The 16,599-nt window shown below is 68.4% G+C and carries 18 protein-coding genes and 1 pseudogene; 11 read left to right on the top strand and 8 right to left on the bottom strand.

All coding sequences use genetic code 11. The features are described from left to right. The first annotated feature begins 8 nt into the window (after positions 1–8). The 5 genes from FSYMDG_RS14215 to FSYMDG_RS14195 all read left to right on the top strand — a co-directional run bounded on the left by FSYMDG_RS14215 (position 9) and on the right by FSYMDG_RS14195 (position 3,428). On the top strand, positions 9–272 hold the full coding sequence (locus tag FSYMDG_RS14215; RefSeq protein WP_043603674.1) for a hypothetical protein: 264 nt from the start codon (positions 9–11) through the stop codon (positions 270–272). An 18-nt stretch (positions 273–290) separates the two neighbouring features. Then, positions 291–890 carry a GNAT family N-acetyltransferase gene (locus FSYMDG_RS14210; RefSeq protein ID WP_043606542.1) on the top strand — a complete coding sequence of 200 codons (600 nt, stop codon included), beginning with the start codon at positions 291–293 and terminating at the stop codon, positions 888–890. 19 nt (positions 891–909) lie between these two features. Continuing rightward, a complete protein-coding gene (locus FSYMDG_RS14205) occupies positions 910–1,938 on the top strand; it encodes a C45 family autoproteolytic acyltransferase/hydolase (RefSeq protein WP_013874106.1) in 1,029 nt (342 codons plus the stop codon). A 216-nt stretch (positions 1,939–2,154) separates the two neighbouring features. Then, positions 2,155–3,168: a zinc-dependent alcohol dehydrogenase gene (locus FSYMDG_RS14200; protein ID WP_237703145.1), complete on the top strand. Its 1,014-nt coding sequence runs from the start codon at positions 2,155–2,157 to the stop codon at positions 3,166–3,168. Positions 3,169–3,215: 47 nt separating this feature from the next. Further along, positions 3,216–3,428, top strand: a complete 213-nt coding sequence (locus FSYMDG_RS14195; RefSeq protein ID WP_131772608.1) for a hypothetical protein — start codon at positions 3,216–3,218, stop codon at positions 3,426–3,428. Positions 3,429–3,721: 293 nt separating this feature from the next. On the opposite strand, the gene FSYMDG_RS14190 is transcribed toward FSYMDG_RS14195, so the two are convergent. Then, positions 3,722–4,810, bottom strand: a complete 1,089-nt coding sequence (locus FSYMDG_RS14190; protein WP_013871656.1) for an IS630 family transposase — start codon at positions 4,808–4,810, stop codon at positions 3,722–3,724. Between FSYMDG_RS14190 and FSYMDG_RS14185 the strand changes: the two genes are divergently transcribed. From FSYMDG_RS14185 to FSYMDG_RS14165, 6 genes are all read left to right on the top strand, one after another. Then, a complete protein-coding gene (locus FSYMDG_RS14185; RefSeq protein WP_083828289.1) occupies positions 4,785–6,035 on the top strand; it encodes a cytochrome P450 in 1,251 nt (416 codons plus the stop codon). The two genes, FSYMDG_RS14190 and FSYMDG_RS14185, sit on opposite strands and share 26 nt — an antisense overlap. Before the next feature lie 32 nt (positions 6,036–6,067). Further along, positions 6,068–7,348 (top strand): cytochrome P450, encoded by a 1,281-nt coding sequence (locus FSYMDG_RS14180; RefSeq protein ID WP_013874103.1) that lies wholly within the window; start codon positions 6,068–6,070, stop codon positions 7,346–7,348. Next, positions 7,345–7,773 carry a hypothetical protein gene (locus FSYMDG_RS14175; protein ID WP_043603670.1) on the top strand — a complete coding sequence of 143 codons (429 nt, stop codon included), beginning with the start codon at positions 7,345–7,347 and terminating at the stop codon, positions 7,771–7,773. The genes FSYMDG_RS14180 and FSYMDG_RS14175 overlap by 4 nt, the downstream gene beginning before the upstream one ends. A gap of 3 nt (positions 7,774–7,776) precedes the next feature. Next, positions 7,777–7,953, top strand: coding sequence for a hypothetical protein (locus FSYMDG_RS26850; RefSeq protein ID WP_013874101.1), 177 nt, complete (start codon positions 7,777–7,779; stop codon positions 7,951–7,953). Positions 7,954–8,040: 87 nt separating this feature from the next. Next, positions 8,041–9,546: an ISL3 family transposase gene (locus tag FSYMDG_RS23265; RefSeq protein WP_432763258.1), complete on the top strand. Its 1,506-nt coding sequence runs from the start codon at positions 8,041–8,043 to the stop codon at positions 9,544–9,546. Between the two features lie 83 nt (positions 9,547–9,629). Beyond that, the gene (locus tag FSYMDG_RS14165; protein WP_050803536.1) at positions 9,630–10,037 is read left to right on the top strand and encodes a cytochrome P450; all 408 of its coding nucleotides are present in this window, start codon (positions 9,630–9,632) and stop codon (positions 10,035–10,037) included. Positions 10,038–10,382: 345 nt separating this feature from the next. On the opposite strand, the gene FSYMDG_RS14160 is transcribed toward FSYMDG_RS14165, so the two are convergent. The 7 genes and pseudogenes from FSYMDG_RS14160 to FSYMDG_RS14135 all read right to left on the bottom strand — a co-directional run bounded on the left by FSYMDG_RS14160 (position 10,383) and on the right by FSYMDG_RS14135 (position 16,585). Further along, on the bottom strand, positions 10,383–10,580 hold the full coding sequence (locus tag FSYMDG_RS14160; protein WP_013874100.1) for a hypothetical protein: 198 nt from the start codon (positions 10,578–10,580) through the stop codon (positions 10,383–10,385). Positions 10,581–10,787: 207 nt separating this feature from the next. Next, entirely contained in the window at positions 10,788–11,810 is a 1,023-nt protein-coding gene (locus tag FSYMDG_RS14155) for a carbohydrate ABC transporter permease (RefSeq protein ID WP_013874099.1), read from the bottom strand. A gap of 142 nt (positions 11,811–11,952) precedes the next feature. After that, on the bottom strand, positions 11,953–12,951 hold the full coding sequence (locus FSYMDG_RS14150) for an IS3 family transposase (RefSeq protein WP_349304103.1): 999 nt from the start codon (positions 12,949–12,951) through the stop codon (positions 11,953–11,955). 37 nt (positions 12,952–12,988) lie between these two features. Continuing rightward, positions 12,989–13,150, bottom strand: a pseudogene (locus FSYMDG_RS28595) (transposase); the annotation flags it as partial. Between the two features lie 213 nt (positions 13,151–13,363). Beyond that, on the bottom strand, positions 13,364–14,311 hold the full coding sequence (locus tag FSYMDG_RS14145; protein WP_013874097.1) for a carbohydrate ABC transporter permease: 948 nt from the start codon (positions 14,309–14,311) through the stop codon (positions 13,364–13,366). Then, the gene (locus FSYMDG_RS14140; RefSeq protein WP_237702763.1) at positions 14,302–15,270 is read right to left on the bottom strand and encodes a metallophosphoesterase; all 969 of its coding nucleotides are present in this window, start codon (positions 15,268–15,270) and stop codon (positions 14,302–14,304) included. Before FSYMDG_RS14140 ends, FSYMDG_RS14145 begins: the two co-directional genes overlap by 10 nt. A gap of 40 nt (positions 15,271–15,310) precedes the next feature. Then, complete coding sequence (locus FSYMDG_RS14135) at positions 15,311–16,585, bottom strand: extracellular solute-binding protein (RefSeq protein ID WP_165001429.1); 1,275 nt, start codon at positions 16,583–16,585, stop codon at positions 15,311–15,313. Positions 16,586–16,599 lie beyond the last annotated feature (14 nt).

Genomic DNA, 16,599 nt, shown 5'->3' with positions numbered 1-16,599 from the left:
ACAGATCCATGCGGCCCGACGTCGAGACCGCCGCCCGGGAGAACCTGGCCGCGGTACTGGCCGCCGACATCGCCCCCGAGGAGATCCAGCCCGACGTCGGCCTCACCGCCGCCTACGGGCTGACCTCGCTGAACAAGGTCCTGTTCCTGACCTCGCTGTGCCGGGACACCGGCGTCGACACCGCCCACCTCACCGAGGACGACCTGGCCAGGATGCACACCCTGCGCGACTGTGTGGACATCCTGTCCAGGCACGTCCCGGCGGGGGCCTGACCGGTGGCCCGGTACCCGGTGGACTGGCACACGGCCGGTCCGGCAGTCCTGAGCAACGACCACGTCCGCCTCGCACCCGTCACCGAGGCCGACCGGGAGCCGCTGCGGGCGATCGCCCTCGACCCGGACATCTGGCGGTACTTCGTCTCCCGGGTGGAGTCCGACGCCGACTTCGAGGCGTTCTTCGACGCCACCCTCGCCGACCACTTCGCCGGCCGGCGATGCGTCTTCGTCATCACCGACCGGCGCACCGGCCGGACCGCGGGCAGCATGAGCTACGGCAACCTCTCCGAGCCGGACGCCCGGCTGGAGATCGGCTGGTCGTGGCTCGGCCGCGACTTCCGCGGCACCGGGACCAACCGGTGGGCCAAGCTGCTGCTGCTGGAGCACGCCTTCGAACGCCTGGGCGCACTGCGGGTGGAATTCAAGACCGACGTACTGAACACCCGGGCCCGCCGCGGCCTGCGCAACATCGGCGCCGTCGAGGAGGGCGTACTGCGCAGCTACAACCCCATGCCGGACGGCCGCCGCCGCGACGCGGTCTACTACAGCGTCCTGGCCGACGAATGGCCGCTTGTGAAGAAGACCCTCACCGAACACCCGAAGGTCCGCCCGTGAGCGTGTCGGGGGAGGCCGAATGACCATCCTGATCAGGGCGGACGGGCCGCCGTCGGAGCTGGGTCGGACCCACGGGGCGGCGCTGGCGGGGCGACTGCGGTCGTTCGTGGACGACCACGTCTGCCGGCTCGGCCGGCTGCTGCCCGGCCCGGTGACGCTCGACGGCCTGCGCCCGACGATCGCCCGCCACCGCGCGGAGATCGAACGGGCCACCCCGCGGCTCGCGGCCGAGGTCGCCGCGCTCGCGTCCGGCGCGGGCCTGACCGAGGACGAGGCCTGGCTGCTCCAACTGCGACGCGAGATCCTCGGCTACACCCGAATCCCCACCGCGGGCGACTGCACCACCTACGCGACCGTCCACCCGGGGGCCGCCGGCCCGCTGCTCGCCCAGACGGTCGACCTGGGCGGCGACCTCGACGACCAGATCGCCGTCCTCGACGTCGCCTCGCCGGTCGGCCGCTCGCTCGTGCTGAGCTTCGGTGGCCTGCTCGGATACCTCGGCCTCAACAGCCGCGGCCTCGCGGTCGGGATCAACCTCGTCCTGGGCGGCGACTGGCGGGCAGGTCTGCCCCCGTACCTGGCGATTCGGCACCTGCTCGACACGGCGGCGAGCGTCGCCGAAGCGCTCGACGTCCTCCGAGGCCTGCGGCTGGCCAGCTCCCGGTCGCTGACGCTCTGCGATGCCACCCGGGCGGTCTGGGTGGAGATCCTCGGTGAGGAGCTACGGACCATGCAGGCGCCGCGGACCGTCCACACCAACCACTTCCTCCACCCCGATCTCGTTCCCCACGACGAGATCAACGTGTTCGCCCGCAACTCCTCCGTCCGCCGGCTCCAGGCGGCCACGGCGGCGCTCGCCACCCTCGGCGAGGACCCCGAGGAGCACCTCGCGCTGCTGTCCACCCCGCCCATCCGGGTCCCCGACAACGGCGACATCCGCCGGGAACGCACAGTCGCCGCAGCAGTCCTGCTACCAGCCCTCGGAGAACTACGCCTCCGCCCCGGCGACCCCTCCCTGTCCACCACCCAGACGTTCCGGTTGAAGTAGCAAGCACGGCGACGATCCACCACCACGACGTGCGGCCCACCGGGGCCGGCCAGCCGCCGTGACTCCCGCAGCCCCCTGACCAGCCCCCGACGAACTTCCAGCACCGACCACCAGTTATCCAGCCATGCGCGCACCGTCCGGGCGAGGCCGGGGATCTCAATGGTGACCGCGATCCAGAGCAGGTCAACGTCAACCCGCGAAGTACCTGTGTACAAGATGGTTACGCATACCGGCGATCCCCGCCTGGGGAACATCTGGATAGCTTCTCGGCTGGAATCCGCTGAAGGAAAGGAACGCTCAATGCGCGCGGTGCGAAATTCTGCTGAAGGTATCTCGGTGGTCGCCGTGGACGAGCCCACGGGGGCGGGTGTTCGCCTCGAGGTGACTTCCGTCGGAATCTGCGGGTCGGACGTGAACCTCGCCGCCGGTCTCGGGGGCTTCACCTATGGACACGAGTTCGCGGGGGTCGCCGCGGACGGGCGCGAGTACGCGGTCGAGCCCAACATCCACTGCGGGCGGTGCGAGCAATGTCGGCTCGGGGCGACGCAGCGTTGTACGGATGCCGGGCACGGCTTTCTTGGCGTGTACCAGGACGGCGGCATGTGTGACGCGATCGTCGTGCCCGACTACACACTCGCCCCGCTCCCCACGGGGTTGCCCGGGCGCGACGCCTGCCTGGTGGAGCCGGCGTCGGTCGCCTGGCACGGTGTCCAGCGGGCGGCGCTTGCACCGGGGGAGAGGTTGGCTGTCGTCGGCGGCGGATCGATCGGCCTGCTGACGGTCGCGGCCTCGCGCCGAATGGGCTTCCAGGTGGATCTCGCTGCCCGCCATCCCCATCAGGCCGCGGCCGGTGAACGCCTCGGCGCCGGCTCCGTGGACGGCGGCTACAACGTAGTCATCGACGCCGCCGGCAGCGAGGCGGGCCTCGCGAGATGTGTCGAACTCGCGCGTCCCGGCGGTCGGGTCGTGTTGTTGGGTGTCTACCAACCGACCATTCCGGTACCGGGAATGATCAGTCTAGTCAAGGAGTTAAGCTTCGTCAACGCCGTGGCCTGCGGGCGCCGCGACGGCGTCCGTGAGTTCGAGCGGGCGGCCGCGATGCTGGCGGAAAACCCGGGCATCAGCTCGACCGTCATCACGCACCGCTTCCCGTTGGCCGACGCGGCGGAGGCGTTTCGCGTGGCTGGGGACCGATCGGCCGGCGCGATCAAAGTCGTCCTCCATCCCTGAACGCCCGGCGACAAGTGATCGGGTGCGGCTCGGGTCTGATCGCGCGGATGCGCGCCCACGTCGCTACGCGGCCGCTGCTCTGGGACAAGGTGTGCCCGATGATCGTCGAGGTCGGTCACGCCGACAGCGATGGCACCTGCGTCGTCCACATCCTGGATCTCGGGCTGGTTCTCGCCGGGGATCTGATCGACAACCGCGGACTCCGACATAGCCGCGACACCTCGATAATCTCCTACGCCGCACCGGCGCCACCCGCTTGACCCGCCCACGTCCACTTTTGTTAACTCGCCGATCGCGCTGCCTGCCGACCGGTAACACCCTGCCAACAATCGCCGCCGCGGTGTCCGGGAATTCAGAAAATCATCGTTTAATTGGAATTTTCAATGGTACGGAGAACTCGTTGTTTAATACTGATTAGGTGCCTATGCTGTGACTGACCGAAATGCGGAGCACGCGGCACGCGGAGCGCCGGATGCGAAGGAAATCTCCCATGAGTCGGGCTGTACAGCCAGAATCGTCCGCCGACCTGATTCCGAATGAACTCCGGCTGATCCTAGTGTCCTGAGTCGTTGATTCGCTGGCAGTAGGCGGCGAGGGTCTCGAGGATCTCGTCGGCGGTCTTGGCCCAGACGAACGGCTTCGGGTCCTTGTTCCAGGCGTTGATCCATCGGCGGATGTCGGCTTCGAGTTCGACGACCGAGCGGTGCGTCGATCGGCGCAGCTTGCGGGTGGTCAGCTCCGCGAACCGGCGCTCGACCAGGTTCATCCACGACGCCGAGGTCGGGGTGAAGTGCAGGTGGAAGCGGGGGTGGCGCAGCAGCCAGTTCTTCACCGCCGGGGTCTTGTGGGTGGCGTAGTTGTCCAGGACCAGGTGCAGGTCGTAGCCCTTCGGGACCGAGGAGTCGATCAGCTTGAGGAAGCGCAGGAACTCCTGGTGACGGTGCCGCCGGAAGGTCTGCGCGATCACCGACCCGGACGTCGGGTCGAGCGCGGCGAACAGGCTGGTCGTGCCATGGCGGACGTAGTCGTGGGTCATCCGCTGCGGGGTACCCGGCATCAGGGGCAGCACCGGTGCCGTGCGATCCAAAGCTTGCACCTGCGACTTTTCGTCGACGCAGAGCACGATCGCCTTCTCCGGCGGGTCGAGGTAGACCCCGACCACGTCACGGACCTTGTCCACGAACAGCGGGTCGGTGGACAGCTTCCACGTCTCGACCAGATGCGGCTTCAACCCGAACGCCCGCCACATCCGTGACACCGTCGACTGCGACAGCCCACTGGCCCTCGCCATCGACCGCGATGTCCAATGGGTATCGCCGTTCGGTGGCTTCTCCTCCAACGTCCTCGCGATCACCGCCTCGACCTGGGCGTCGGTGACCTTCCGAGGCGCTCCCGGACGTGCCTCGTCTGACAGGCCCTCCAGCCGGTCGACCGCGAACCGCTCCCGCCATTTCGCGACCGTTCCCCGGGTGATCCCGAGCTCGGCCGCGACCCCCGAGTTCGTCCCACCGTCCGCGCAGGCCAGCACGATCCGCGAGCGCAACGCCAGCGCCTGCGCGGTCTTCCGCCGTCGGGCCCAGCCCTCCAGCACCGCACGCTCAGCAGACGACAACTCGATGGGATCCGCGCTCGGGCCAGGCACCAGCCCATTCTATCTGCACACGAATCAACGACTCAGGACACTAGAGATCTTCAGCCCCGCCAATCGGCATGACCCGTTCCCCTTCTACCGGGAACTGCAGGAGGCCGGGCCCGTGCATCGGTCGCCGCTGGGGCTGAGCCTGCTTACCCGCTACGACGAGTGCGTCACGGTGCTCACCAGCTCGGACTGGGGTCACGACCAGGAGGTCGAACAGCTGCATCCAGAGGAGCAGGAAGCGTTCCCGCCGGTGTTCATGTGGATGGAGCCGCCGGACCACACCCGGCTGCGCGGCCTGGTGAGCAAGGCGTTCACGCCCGGCCGGATCGCCGCGCTGCGTCCCAGGATGATCGAACTGGTGAACGAGCTGCTGGACGCCGCTCTGGCGGCCGGCGAGTTCGATGCAATCACGGGACTGGCCTACCCGATGCCGCTGACCATGATCTGTGAAATCCTCGGCATTCCTCGCTCGGACCACGAGCAGATCCAGGAGTGGTCGCAGGTCCTGACCCGGGGCTTGGACCCGGACCACCTGCTGCCACCGGCAGCGAAGGCCGCGCGCACCGAGGCGACGCCGAAGTCCCTCGGCTACCTGCGGGAGCTGATCGAGCAGCGGCGCACCGGCCCCGGCACGGACCTGATCAGCGCGCTGGCACAGGTTGAGGAGCGGGGTGACCGACTCAGCGAGGAAGAGATGCTGGGCACGATCATCTTCCTGATCATCGCAGGCCATGAGACCTCGGTGAACCTGGTCGGCAACGGCCTGCTGGCCCTGCTGCGCCACCCCGACCAGCTGGCACTGCTCCGCAAGCGCCCGGAGCTGGTCCGGCCGGCGGTGGACGAGCTGTTGCGCTACGACGGGCCCGCGCATCTCAACACCCGATCCGCGAAACGACGCACCACACTCGGCGATCACGTCTTCGAGGAGGGTGACGGCGTGGTCACGCTGCTGGCCTGCGCCAACCGTGATCCCCGCGCGTTCGACGATCCCCAGCGGCTGGACCTGACCCGGTTCGACGGGCACGCGCCGGTATCCCGGCACCTGGCGTTCTCGCTGGGCCACCACTACTGCCTGGGCGCGCCACTGGCCGCCCTGGAAATGGCAACCATGCTGGAAGGCATCCTGGCCAGGGTGAAGAAGATGGAACTGGTCGATGACAACCCGCCGTACAAACCGAATGTGCTGATTCGCGGCCTGTCCGAGCTTCGGGTCCGATTCAGCGGCTGAGCCGGCATTCGGGGAACGAAAAGGAGTACGGCGTGACCACGGTGTCCGGTCCAGCTCCCGTCGAGTTCGATGGTTTTCACCCGATGTATCGGGAGAACCCGTATCCCAGCTACCGGCGGGCCCGTGCCGCGGGCGCGTTCTGCCCGTTCCAGCTCGGTCCGGTGCCGGTGCACATCGCCACCCGGTACGAGGCCGCTTCCGCGATCTTGCAGAGCCCGGACTGGGGCCACGGTTACCGCGACGGGATCAGCCCGTTCCGGCCGAACGTGAAAGCCGAGGACGTGGCCGGCTCGTTCCTCGCCATGGACCCGCCGGACCACACTCGGCTGCGGGCCCTGGTCGGCAAGGCGTTCACTCCGCGCATGGTCGCCCGGCTTGCGCAGAGCATCGACGCACTGGTGCGAAAGCTGGTCGACGCGGGTGCCGAACAGGGCGAGCTCGACGTGGTGGGTGGGCTGGCCCGGCCGGTGTCCATGGCAGTGATGTGCGAACTGATCGGCATCCCGCAACAAGACTCGGCCACCTTCGGCGACTGGGGCCGCGCCATCGCGCGCGGCACCGATCCCGATTTCACGCTCACCGCCGAGGACATCGAGAACCGCCACGCCGCGTCGGAGGCGTTCGCCGCCTACTTCCGTGACCTGATCGCGTTCCGTCGCGCCAGGCCGGCCGAGGACCTGGTGAGTGGGCTGGCCGCCGTCGAGGAACGCGGCGATGTGCTCACCGAACGGGAACTGCTGGGCGTGCTGTCCCTGCTCTGGGTGGCGGGAGTGGAGACCACGGTCAACCTGATCGGCAACGGCGTTCTGGCCCTGCTGCGTCATCCCGAGCAGCAACGGCTGCTACGCGACCGGCCGGAACTCGCGGCGTCCGCGGTGGACGAGATGTTGCGCTACGACCCACCGGTGCATTTCACCATCCGGGTCGCGCTCGCCGACATCACGGTATCCGGCCACCGGTTCCGCCGAGGCGACGGCGTCGTCGTGCTGATGGCGTCCGCCGGCCGGGACGAGTCGGTGTTCCCCGACGCGGACACCTTCGACATCACCCGATACGCCGGCGCCACGCCCGCCCGCCGACACCTCGGCTTCGGCCTGGGCCCGCACTACTGCCTCGGCGCCCCGCTGGCCAGAATGGAGGCCGAGGCCGAGATCACCGAACTGCTGCGGCGCACGCCCGAACTACGGCTAGCCAATGACAATCTCAGCTGCCTGACCAGCCTGGCACACCGCGGCGTGTCGGCGCTGCCGCTGGCCCTCGATGGCAGGAGAGCGTGGCCATGTGGACGAAACAGCGATTTCTGGAGTTCGTGAAGACGCTGAACAGTCAGGATTGGGAAGAACTCGCCGCGCAGTTCATGGCTGAGGAACTGCTCGTGCATACCCCGGGCGATGGCAAGCTGGTCGGCCGGCGGAACTTCCTGGACCTGTTCTTCATCCCCATGCACAACGGTGTCGAGGAATACTTCCACCCCAAAACTCTCGTGCTGGACGAGCCCTGGCTGTTCGTGGAGGCCGTGCTGGAATATCGGTGCGTGCGCGACCACCCGACGTTCCCGGTCCAGGCATTGAACGCCGGCACCACACTGTGGGTCGACTACTTCTTCCTGTACGGCTTCACCGGCGACCGCATCGCCTCGCTCAAGGCCGTCCGCTATGACGGTCGGCTGACCGACACCCCGGCCGGAATCACTCCTGGACTAGGCTCCCGGCTCCCCAGCACCATCACCGAGGGGTAACCCATGACGCTGCCAGTAGTCGCCCCCGCCGTGGAGTTCGGTATCACTCACTTCGGGTATGCGTTCGGCGAGGACCAGAGCGTCGAAGAGACCGCCACGGTATATGGGGCTCTTCGTAGTCGACTGGAGGGCGTGTCCGGCCACCAACTGTGCGTGACAACCTGGGGTGACGGAACGTAGTCACGCTTTGGTTCGGGGAAGCGGGGCACCCGCCCGCTGAAATGATCGCTCTTACCAGAGAAGAGATCGTCAGGCGGACGGGTGCGTGTGTTCAAGGGTAGGGGCTGTGCGCTGGGCGGGCTGCTGGGGCTGCCCGCCAGTGTCGAGGTCGAACTGGTCGAGCGGGAGGCGGACGGGTCGTTCACGGTGCATGTGCGCACGGCGGCGGGGGTCGAGGCGTGCTGCCCGGGCTGCGGGGTGCCGGCGGGCCGGGTCAGGGAGGCAGCCGGGCAGACGGTGGCGCATCTGGCGGTGGTCCCGATGGCGGTGACCTGGCACAAGCACCGGTTCTGGTGCGACAACGGCGGCTGTGACCAGGCTGTTTTCACCGAGGGCGGACCGCTGGCCGCCCGCGGTGGGACGGTGTCGGCCGCGGCGAAGGAGACGATGGGCCACCTGGTCGGGGACTGGGTCGTGGCGGTGGACCTGGTCGCGCGGACGGCCGGGGTCAGCTGGCACATCGCGCACCGTGGCTTCGTCGCGGTGGCCGAGGAGGCGGGGATCGTGGTCACCGCCCCGGCTGGGCGGACCGGGGCCGACGAGCCGGTCGGAGACGAGGAGAACGCCGTCGGTGGGGAGGCGGGCGTCGACGGTGAGGCGGGCCGCGGGCCCGGCGGAGGCCGGCCGGCGCGGTCGGTGTCCGGGCCGCTGCCCGCCGTCGAGGTGCTCGGGATCGACGACCACCGCCGGGGCCGTCCCCGCTACCACCGGGACCCGATCTCCGGTGGCTGGGTCGCCGACGCCGACCGCTGGCAGACCGGGCTGTTCGACTCCCGCGGCGGCCACGGCCTGCTCGGGGCCGTCGAGGGCAGGACAGCGGCGGCCACGGCCGGCTGGATCGGCGCCCAGCCCGCGGCCTGGCGCGCCGGCATCCAGGCGGTGACGATCGACATGTCAGGCGTCTACAAGTCGGCCGCCCGCGACGCGCTTCCGCACGCGATGATCGCGGTCGACCCGTTCCACGTCGCGCAGCTGGCGAACAAGGCCGTCGGCGACGTCCGCCGCCGGGTCACCCACCAGCTGCGCGGTCGCCGCGGCCGGGCCACTGACCCCGAATACACGATCCGCACCCTGCTGGTGCGTGGCCCCGGCACGCTCTCCGACAACGGCCGCGCGAAGATCCTGACGACCCTGGCCGACCTCGGCGGCGAGGAGAGCTTCGCGATCGGCGCTGCCTGGCGCGCGAAGAACCACCTGCTCGGCCTGCTCGCGCTCTCCCCGACCCGCACCGGCCGGGCCACCACCCGCACCGACGTCGACAGGGCCCTGACCAGGTTTTTCGAGTATTGCGCCACGACCGGCGCGACCGTCCCCGAGATCGTCACCCTAGCCGAGACAGTCTCGGACTGGCGCGTCGGGATCACAGGCGCCATCCTGCATGGCCTGTCCAACGCCGCGGCCGAGGGAGTCAACCGGCTGATCAAACTCGTCTACCGGACCGCCTTCGGCCTGACCAACGTCCCCAACCAGCAACGCCGCGCCCGCTACGTCGCGTCCCGCTCCACCCGCCCCGCCTGGCTACACCCCGTCACCACCCATGCGGCGGCTGCGTAATCAACCGATTACACATTCCAACTCAGTGTGGAGAGCCCAATTTCATCTACACGTTGTTGGCACGACGGCAGTACTGGCAGCGGTTGGTCGACAATCCGGAGTTGGTACCGCAGGCCGTCGAAGAGCTGTCGCGTTATATTCCGCTCGACGCTTCGGCCAAGCTTGCGCGGATTGCCACCGAGGATATCGAGCTGGGTGGACAATTGGTGCGTGCCGGTGAGGCTCTGCTGGTACAGCTGGACTCGGCCAACCGGGACGAAGCGGTTTTCGACCACCCGAACGAGCTCGACTTTGATCGCGCGGACAACCCCCATATCGCGTTCGGGCACGGGGCGCACCATTGTCTCGGCGCTCCGTTGGCGCGGCTGGAGTTGCAGGTGGCGCTCGGCACCCTGGTGCGACGCTTGCCTGGCCTGCGGCTGGCCGTGCCGGCGGATGAGGTGCAGTGGCGGTCGGATCGGCTGGTGCGCGCCCTGCCGGTCCGCTGGTGAGAGGCTTGAGTGACGGCCGATCGTCGGCGCATCGCGGTAGATCACGATGCCTGCATCGGTTCCGCGCTGTGCGCGGGCACCCTGTCGAACCGGTTCATGATCGTTAATGACAAGTCCGAGCCTCGTGTCGCACCTCCGAGGCGTTGTTGTCGATTCAGGGGACGGCGAAGTTGGTGGTGAACAGCCAGACCTTGTCGGCGAGTCGAGGACGCCGGCTGGCCCGACGGGATCGACCTGTAGCACCACATTCGCTCGCGGCTGAGCGCTCAGGGTGGCGCTCCTCTGAGGGTCGACATCGGGTAGGAGTCGGCGTCGCTGTCAGGGCCATCTTCTGGCGGACGGCGCTCACTGGTCAGGGGCACCGGCCTGCCGGCGAGCGGGCTGCGGCTGGGCCTCGTCGTCCGGGGGCAGGTCCCGGTCGAGGGCGCGGAGGCTGTCGGCGACCCGTTGGAGCACGGCCAGGTCGTCGAAGAACTCGATCGGTGTGGAAGTGCCGGAGGCTGCCGGCCGCAGGGGCAGGTGATCGACCGTCTCTCCGTCCATCGGCTCTCCATCCATCGGTGTGGACGGCGCTCCGGGTCGAGGAATCGGCCCGGCCCGGTCCGGAGCACCTTACCGGCAGTGGTGGAAGCAGACTATGTCAGGCACCATGCGTACGATGTGTGAGAAACGCCCCTTATAGGTGTGGGGGAGTTGGTATTTTTCTACAGACGTACTCCTCGAATTCTGGTACTCAGCTTCAGGATCGTCCTATTTCAGGCCGGAATGGACGAAGGCGTTGACGATGTGTCGCTGGAGCACCAGGTAGAGGCCGAAGATCGGTAGGCAGGCGAGCCCGGAGGCGGCCATGATCCCGCCCCAGTCGTTGCCCTCGGTCCCGCCGAGGAAGCCGCGCAGCCCGAGCTGGATCATGGAGTTTGCCTGCTGGAGCGCCATGGACGGCCAGAAGTACTCGTTCCAGGCGTTGATGAACAGCACGATGCCCAGCGCCGCCAGCGCCGGCCGCAGGTTGGGCACGACGACGGTCCACAGCGTCGACCAGGACGACCGGCCGTCGACGCGGGCCGCCTCCAGCACCTCCTTGGGGAAGCTTTCCATGTGCTGGCGCAGCAGCAGGACGCCGAGCGCTGTGCACAGTGTCGGAATGATCACTTCGGCGAGTGTGTTCAGCAGGCCGAACTCGAACAGCAGCGTGTAGTTGGACACCATCGTCACCTGGAACGGCACCAGCCACGTCCCCACGAACAGCAGGTAGAGCAGCCGCTGCCCGCGGAAGCGCCAGGCGGTGAAGGCGTACGCGGCGAGCAGGCCGGTCAGCAGCTGCCCGATGGCGGTCAGCGACGCCACGACGAACGTGTTGAGCAGCATCTGCCCGATCGGGATCACGTCCGCGGCGTGCCGGTAGTTGCCGATCGACAGCGGCCAGGGCAGCAGCGACGTGTCGTAGATGTCGCCGGGGCGGCGCAGCGACGTCGCGTACATCCAGCAGATCGGGAAGATGCAGGCAACGCTGAGGACGGCCAGGACGGCATGGCCGACGAACGAGCTCAGCGGTGACCGGCCGCCGACCGGCCCGCCGGCCCCGCCGTGGCCGCGGTGGCCGTGCCGGCGCCAGCGGCGTCCGCCACCATGGTCCCCGCCACCGCGCCGGCCACCGCCGCGGTTCCCGCCGTCGTCACGGTTCCTGCCGTCATGCTGCCCGCCGCTGTGTTGCCCGGGCGGCGGCACACCAGCGTCGCCTGCCGCCGGTGCGTCCGGCGTGGAGACGGCCATGAATCACTCCTCGTAGTCCTCGCGGTAGTTCCCGCGACATCGCTTCCCCGCCCCACAACCCCACCCCCGCCCCGCGGCCGAATATTGTTGCTCATACAAATGAGGGAACATGGAGGGTTCCAACTTTCGTGGACAGTCCTAACTATGCAGCACGAAGTGTTTGTCCGTCAAATTCTTCCTCGAACTCGACAGGCGTGAGATAGCCGATCGAGGAGTGCAACCGCTGCCGGTTGTAGTAGATCTCGACATATTCGAAGATCCCCGCCCGGACGCGGTCTATGGTATCGAACGGGTGGAGGTGGACGAACTCCTTCTTGAGGGTGGCCCAGAAGGACTCCGCCGCGGCGTTGTCGAAACAGATCCCGGTACGGCCGACGGAGTTTCGGACGTTGTTGTCGCGACAGAAGGCGACGAACTCACGGCTGGTGTACTGACCGCCTCGGTCGGCGTGGAATATGACGCCGCCGGGTGGCCGCCGGCGGGTGACGGCCATACGAAGCGCGTCGAGAACGAGTTCGGTGCGCATGTGATCGGCGACCGCCCAGCCGACGATCTTCCGAGAGAACGCGTCGATGACGGAGGCCATGTACACCCAGCCATCCCAGGTGCGAATATATGTTATGTCGCCGTACCACAACTGGTTCGGTGCGGACGCGGCGAAGTCTTGGCCGACAAGATCAGGCAGCGATGAGGAGTCCGCGGCCTGCACCGTCGTCACCGGCCGGCGGGGACGCGGATGCACGCTGACCAGGCCCATCGTCGCCATCAGCCGCTGGACCCGCTTGTAGGCGACGGCGACGCCCTGGCGGCGGATCTCGTGGAAGATCCGCCGCACGCCGTACCGCCCCTCGTGACGGTCGAAAACAGCTCTGATCATGGTCGACAAGGTGGCGTCGTCCTTCTCCCTCCGAGACGGGCCGCGTTTCTTCCACGCATAGTAGCCCTGTCGGGACAGGTCGAGTTTCTTGCACATGTAGTCGACGGGAAAGGTGTTCGCGCCGTCGGCGGACACAGGCTTCTTCGGAGCGTGTATCGAGATGAACTCGAACTTTACTTCTGCTCGCTCGCGAAGAAGCTCGCCGCTTTTTAGGTAAGGCGATGTCCATCTGCGCCTGCGCGTACTTCTTCCGGAGCTCCTCAAGTTCCGCGCGCTCCGACACCGACAGCGGCCGCTCCTCGGTCTCGCCGTTCTCCTTCGCCTTCTTCACCCAGTTTCCCAACGTGGTCTCGTGGATACCCAGACTCTTCGCGACCTCGGTCACCGACCGGCCCGAGTCGAGCACCAACCTTACTGCCTCGGATTTATACTCCTGGGTGAACTTCCGGCGAGCTGACCCCATGACGCTCCTTCCCTATGGACAGCGAACCTCAGGTTCGCTGTCCACGGAAGCGGGATCACTCCAACAAGTGGTCGCTGTAGCAGCCACTTTCGTACTCATTTCTCGGGAGGTTGTTTCGCGGTTCGGGGGACGTGGTTGCCGGGGTGTTTGCGGTGGGGTGTTGAGCGGTGAGCCGTCGGGTGGGCGGTTGCCGGGTGGGCGGTTGCCGGGTGGTCAGTTGTCGTGGAAGCTGAGTTTTTCGAACAGCCAGACCAGGAAGAGGGCGACCAGGCCGAAGACCAGGAAGAAGGCCAGGCCGGCGGCGGAGGCCAGACCCGCGTTGAAGCTCTTGAAGCAGTACTCCCAGAGCAGGTAGTAGGCGTTGGTCGTCGCGTCGTCGGGGCCGCCCTGGGTGAGCGCGTCGATCAGCGGGAAGGTCAGCTGGCCGGACAGCAGCACGGTCATGAGGGTCAGCAGGACCAGGGTCGGTGACAGCAGCGGCAGGATGATCCACCGGGTGATCTGCCGCCTGGTCGCTCCGTCGAGCTGGGCCGCGGCCGAGTACTCGTCGTTGATGTTGGCCAGGCCGGCGGTGACGACGAGGACGGCGAACCCGAGCAGGTGCCAACCGGTGATGCCGATGATGGCGAGCTGGGCCGGGCCTCGTTCGTGCAGCCAGTTGACCGGATGGCCGATCATACGGTCCACCAGCCCGTGCCGCGGGTCCAGCAGCCACATCCACATCGCCGCGCTGGCCACCGGCGGGACCAGCACCGGCGCGAACACCAGCGCGCGGTAGGCGCCGCCGGCCCGGCCGCGGATCCGGCGGGTGAGCAGGGAGATGATCGTGGGCAGCAGGACCGAGAACGGCAGCAGGAACACGATCGTTGCCACCGTCAGCCACAGCGAGTGCCTGAGCTCGGGGAGTTGGACGACCTGCTGGTAGTTGTCCAGTCCGACCGGCACCTTCGGCCGGGTCGGCAGCAGGTTCCACTGGTAGAAGGAGAGCTGGACGGCCTCGACCAGGGGACGGTAGGTCCACACGATCAGGCAGCCCAACCCCGGGGCGAGGTAGAGGAAGGGCGGCAGCGCCCGCAGTACCCGGCGCGCCACCGGTGGCCGGGCCGCCTCGACCGCCACGTGCTCGGCGGGCGCCGCGAGGGGAGCGAGCTCTACGAACATGCTGCTCGCCCCTGTCCTGCCGGCGTCCGGCCGGTGGCTGGGTTCCGGTTGGCTGCCTGGGTGGCGGCCTGGTCGATGTGTCGTGCCATGTCGCTCTCGTCGTTGTCGAAGAGGGTTTCCGCGGGGGCGAGCGTCACGACGCTGGCCACCACGGTGTCGGGGTAGATGTCGATGCGGCTGCAGGCCGCCGTGCGCAGCGCGCGGGCCCGGCCCGCGGGCGAGAGCAGGTCCGCGCCGAACGCGGTGGCCGGCGACACCCAGACCGGGATGCCGGCGAGCAGGCCGCAGCTGGCGTGGTGGGCGTGACCGGACAGGATGATCCGCACGTCGCTGCCCGCCACGACTCGCGCGAGCCGGTCGGGCTCACGCAGCGTCATCAGTTCGACGACGAGCATCGGCGACGGCACCGGCGGGTGGTGCAGGACGAGCACCGTCCCGTCCGGTGCCGGGCGGGCGAGCTCGTCGCGCAGCCACACGAGCTGGTCGTCGGTGAGATGGCCGCTGTCGTAACCCGGTGTGGTGCTGTCGAGCACCACGATCCGCAGGCCCGCGATCCAGTGGACGCTGTCGCACGGGATCGTCGAGAGGCCGTCGGTCGCCGGCGCGGCGCCCAGCAGCTCGCGGCGGAACGCCGTCCGCTCGTCGTGGTTGCCCATCGCGTAGATGACCGGGGCGCCCAGGTGGCGCGCGAGCGGTTCGACCACCGCCCGCAGCCGCCGGTAGGCGACGGGGGAGCCGCTGTCGGTGAGATCACCGGTCAGCAGCAGGCCCGCCACCGCGGTCCCGGAGTCCACGACCGCGCGGGCCGCGGACTCCAGGTTCGCGTGTGTGTCCACCCCGCCGTGCGGCAGTTCCCCGCCGTCGACGAGGTGGACGTCGCTGAACTGGATCAGGGTGTGGCGTGGCACCCGGGCCGGCGGTGCCGCCGGCACCGATGGCACCGGCGGCGTGGACGTCACCGATGTCACCGATGGCCCGGTCGGCACCGACGGCACGGTGTCAGCCCTTCGGGAGGAGCTTGGTCGCCTGCTCCTGCGCCGCGGTCAGCGTCGACTGCGGGTCGGCCCCGCTGTAGACCACCTTCTCGACGGCCTCGAGCATGCCGTCCCTGATCTGGACGTAGTTGTCACCGGGGAACGACGCTGTCGGGTACAGCCGGGCGAGCTGGTCGATGTTCGGCTTGATCAGCGTGTTCTTGGCCGCCCAGTCCTTCAGCGCGCCCGGGTCGTCGAGCAGGCTCGTGCGCAGCGGCAGGTAGCCGATCTTGCTGGTGATCTGGGTGTACGCCTCGTCGCTGGTCAGGAACTTGATGAGCTCCCAGGCCGCCCGCTGCCGGGCCGGGTCCTTGGCGAACATCAGCAGGGCCGCCCCGGAGTTGGTCGGCTGCACCTTCTTGCCGTCGAAGCTCGGCTCGTAGCCGGCCCGCAGCTCCCACGGCGGGTTCGCGCTGGTGGCGCCCTTGCGGAAGACCGCCTCGGCGGCGCTGCTCTCCAGGATCATGCCTACCTCACCGCGGGCGAACGCGGGGTAGGCCTGCTCCTGGGAGAGCTTGGGGCTGGCGCCGGAGTTGACCAGGTCCTGGGCCACCCTGACGGCCTCGACCGCGGGGGCGTCGGCGAAGGTGAGCCGGGTCTGGTCGTCGGAGATCACGGTTCCGCCGTTGGAGGCGACCAGGGACTGGTAGCACCAGTCATTGGTCTTCTTGGTCAGGCAGTCGATGTAGGCGCCGTCCTTGCCGGTCTTGCTCTTGATGGCCAGCGCGGCCGTCTTCACCTCCGCCCAGGTGGTCGGCGGCTTGTTCGGGTCGAGGCCGGCCTGGGTGAACAGGCTGGCGTTGTAGTACAGGATCGGCGTGGAGAACACGAACGGCACGGCGAAGGTCTTGCCCTCGACGTCACCGAGGGTGCGCGCGGCCGGCGCGAACGGGTGGGCGCCGCCGAAGTTCGCCTGCACGGCGTCGCGTCCGACGACGTCGTCGAGCGGGGTGGCGCCCAGGCCCTTGACGGCGTACCGGATGTCGCCGAAGACCAGCTGGCCGACGTCGGGCGGGTTGCCCGCCGCGATCTGACGCTGGATGCTGGCGGCCGAGGCCGACCCGTAGCCGCTCGCGGTCGCGGTCGCGGGCTTCTGGGCCGTCACCTTGATGTTGGGGTGGGCGGCCTGGAACCTGTTGATCAGATCGGTGAAGGTGTCCGTCCAGGCCCCGGCCTGCGACAGGTTGTAGCTCTCAAAGGTGATCGAGACCTGCTGGTCCGGACGGAGTTCGGGAACCACGGTGCTTCGGCTGG

Origin of the sequence: Candidatus Protofrankia datiscae (assembly GCF_000177615.2) — a bacterium.
Lineage (GTDB): Bacteria > Actinomycetota > Actinomycetes > Frankiales > Frankiaceae > Protofrankia > Protofrankia coriariae.
The sequence above is the reverse complement of the archived record's forward strand: the minus strand, read 5'-3'. Positions and strand labels throughout refer to the sequence as shown.